This window comes from Vibrio sp. 1562, from assembly GCF_033340155.1.
GTDB lineage: Bacteria > Pseudomonadota > Gammaproteobacteria > Enterobacterales > Vibrionaceae > Vibrio > Vibrio alginolyticus.
Genome location: NZ_JAWOVY010000099.1, coordinates 1 through 1,191, shown reverse-complemented (window position 1 = coordinate 1,191; position 1,191 = coordinate 1). Strand labels below are relative to the sequence as shown.

Here is a 1,191-nt window from a genome sequence, read left to right as displayed (position 1 = left end):
GTATGCAGTGAAAGTTGCACGTACGGTTCTTAGAGGGGCGGCACTTGGTAACAAGTGTCGTCTACTCGACAAAAACGTGTTGAGGCGAATGCCTCAAAAGAGCGATAACCGGTCATTGAGGATGGCTAAATTTTGGGCTAATTAATAGATAAAGTTGTGTCGTTTATTCATATAGTCAAGCAAACGAGCAACGCGTATATCCTACATTTAAATTTATTTAAAATCTTGAAATACCCTCGGTTATTTGTTGGAATGTGGATAGATGAGCTTGAAGTCAGCAAAAATATGCGTGATGAGCGCACTATTAAATTGTTACGCGTTGCTGAACAAGGAGAGATATTCAATGGCTTTTGCCCTCGCACCAGATCAAGAAAATGCTTACCCATCACTCATTACGGCATTGTGCGCGCGATGCGTATACTAGACGCCATTGTGACCGCGTCTGTGCGCTTGCGTTGGAAGTGGGGCGTGCGGCCGATTTGAGTGCCCCCTCATTAGATGACTTGCGTATTGCCAGTCAATTACACGACGTGGGTAAGATTGGAGTTCGTGATACTGTTCTCTCGAAGCCTGGAAAGCTCACACCTGATGAAAGGGAAGAGATAAAGGCTCACTCGGTTATCGGTGAGAGAATAATTAGTGAGACATTCCTGACAAACAGAGACGAGGTCGCGTCTATTGTCAGACATCATCATGAAGCATTTGATGGAAGCGGATACCCGGACGGACTGGCTGGTGCCGATATTCCCCTGAGTAGTCGAATACTTTCGATCATTGATGCGTATGATGCACTGACGACTAGCAGGCCATACCGCATGGCTAAATCGCACCTTGAAACTATGAATATCTTGAAGCATGAAGTGGACACGAAGTTTGATCCAAATATTTTTTTGTTGTTTACAAAAGTCATAAAGGCCAGTTCGGCACGTGCCTCGTAAACGCTCGTTCCTAGAATACGGTGAACGCTGCCTAAAAAGTCTCTGCAGATGACATTTGATCCGCCACCCACTTTTTTGCTAACGCAAAAGCAGGCGTTGTCTCAAATGCACCTGAGCTCAGGCGTTGCTAATGTCTGCAATTGGCACAGAGCCGTCCTTCGGCTCTAACTCATTTATGCCCGTGCGACCTGAAGTCGTATGAAGCGTTGTTCACCACGACAAGAGTGAACCATCTGTATCACCAGATGACCCT

Annotated in this window: 1 protein-coding gene; it reads left to right on the top strand. The window is 45.9% G+C overall.

The window, feature by feature from the left end; translation table 11 throughout:
• Positions 1-461 precede the first annotated feature (461 nt).
• Positions 462-938 (top strand): HD-GYP domain-containing protein, encoded by a 477-nt coding sequence (locus tag R7Z49_RS23450; protein ID WP_318112135.1) that lies wholly within the window; start codon positions 462-464, stop codon positions 936-938.
• The last annotated feature ends 253 nt before the right edge of the window (positions 939-1,191 follow it).